The organism is Acinetobacter sp. YH16031, assembly GCF_013417335.1.
Taxonomy (GTDB): Bacteria; Pseudomonadota; Gammaproteobacteria; order Pseudomonadales; family Moraxellaceae; genus Acinetobacter.
The window spans coordinates 1-1549 of record NZ_VPED01000152.1; the positions used below are offsets into that span (position 1 = coordinate 1).

The window sequence follows — 1549 nt, forward strand, 5'->3', positions numbered from 1 at the left end:
AATAGGCCCGCCAATAGCGGCCGCAACCATAATCGGAACCATAAAAAGACCGGCTTGCAGCGGTGTTAAACGAATGACATATTGCAGCTCCATTGCCAAAGTTAACTCAACCCCTGCCAAAGCGCCTGCAGCAACCATTGCCATAATAATGCCGGCTAAAATAGCAGGACGTGAAAATAGCGAAAGATCTAGCATCGGCTGAGGAGAATTCAGCTGTTTGCGTACAAATATGGTTAATAAGCCGATAGATAAAACGACCAAAGGCAAGACAATCAACAACGACTGTTTACCGCCTAAGCCTGCTTTTAGTGCATATACAAACGAAATCAAACCGACAATCAGCAATAGCGCTTGACCAAATGCCCAATGTCCAGGGGTTATAGCTTCTTTTCGGGACAATAAGAAATAGCACATTGGTGCGACAACCAGCATGATTGGGACGTTAATCAGGAAAACTGAACCCCACCAGAAATATTCTAACAATCCCCCACCAATGAGCGGTCCAATGGCGGCACCGGCTGATCCGATTGTGCCCCAAATACCCAGCGCAATGGCACGTTCGCGACTGTCTTCGAAGGTTCTGCGAATAATACCCAATACACAGGGCATAATCATGGCACCGCCTAATGCTAATAAAGCACGTGCGGCAATCAGCATAGAAGCCGTTTGGGAAAATGCCGCAAGGACTGAGGCAATTCCAAATATAACCAAGCCAATCAGCAGAATCTTACGATTGCCGACACGATCAGCCAAAGTTCCCATCGGAACTAAAAGTCCAGCCATAAGTAATGGATAAATATCAATAATCCATAAGACTTGGTTACTTGTGGCACTCAGCGATTGGGTTAATGAGGGAACCGCAACATGCAGTACAGTCATATCAATCACAATCGGCAGAAATGCAAGCACGACAGCGAGCAATATCCACCAGCGTTTCGGATCAAGATTCGTAGCTTTCATGATCAAACCTATATTGATGGTTTATTAAATCAATTCTGAAATAAAGATGTAAATGAAAGATTTGTTGTGGGCTAAACTCGTTAACCCACAGCTTTTATTCTCAGTTTTGATGCTTAATGTGCCGCTTTACGTTTCGAGAATTTCTCAACCATGCTCATGACGACAATAAAGAAAATCGGTACAAAAATAACAGCTAGAATTGTTGCGCTGATCATGCCGCCAAAGACGCCTGTACCAATCGCTTTTTGAGTTTCAGAACTAGCGCCACTGGCAATGACTAAAGGAATAACGCCACAGGTAAATGCCAAAGATGTCATTAGGATTGGACGTAAGCGCAATTTAGCGGCTGCAACGGTTGCCTCCACTAAACCCATTCCTTCTTCTCTTAGTGCTTTTGCAAACTCAACAATCAAAATAGCATTCTTTGCAGATAGACCAATAATCGTGATCATGCCGACCTTAAAGAAAATATCATTTGGCATACCACGTAACATTACTGCTAAAAAGGCGCCAATCAACCCTAGAGGGACAACTAGCATCACAGAGAATGGAATTGACCAGCTTTCATAAAGCGCTGCCAAGACAAGGA

At 43.9% G+C, this 1549-nt stretch carries 2 protein-coding genes; both read right to left on the minus strand.

All coding sequences use genetic code 11. The features are described 5' to 3' along the window. Positions 1-960: MFS transporter (locus tag FTV31_RS16765; protein ID WP_180015762.1), on the minus strand; the 960-nt coding region annotated here is incomplete at its 3' end. 113 nt (positions 961-1073) lie between these two features. Further along, the coding region (locus FTV31_RS16770; protein ID WP_180015764.1) for an efflux RND transporter permease subunit at positions 1074-1549 on the minus strand (476 nt) is incomplete at its 5' end.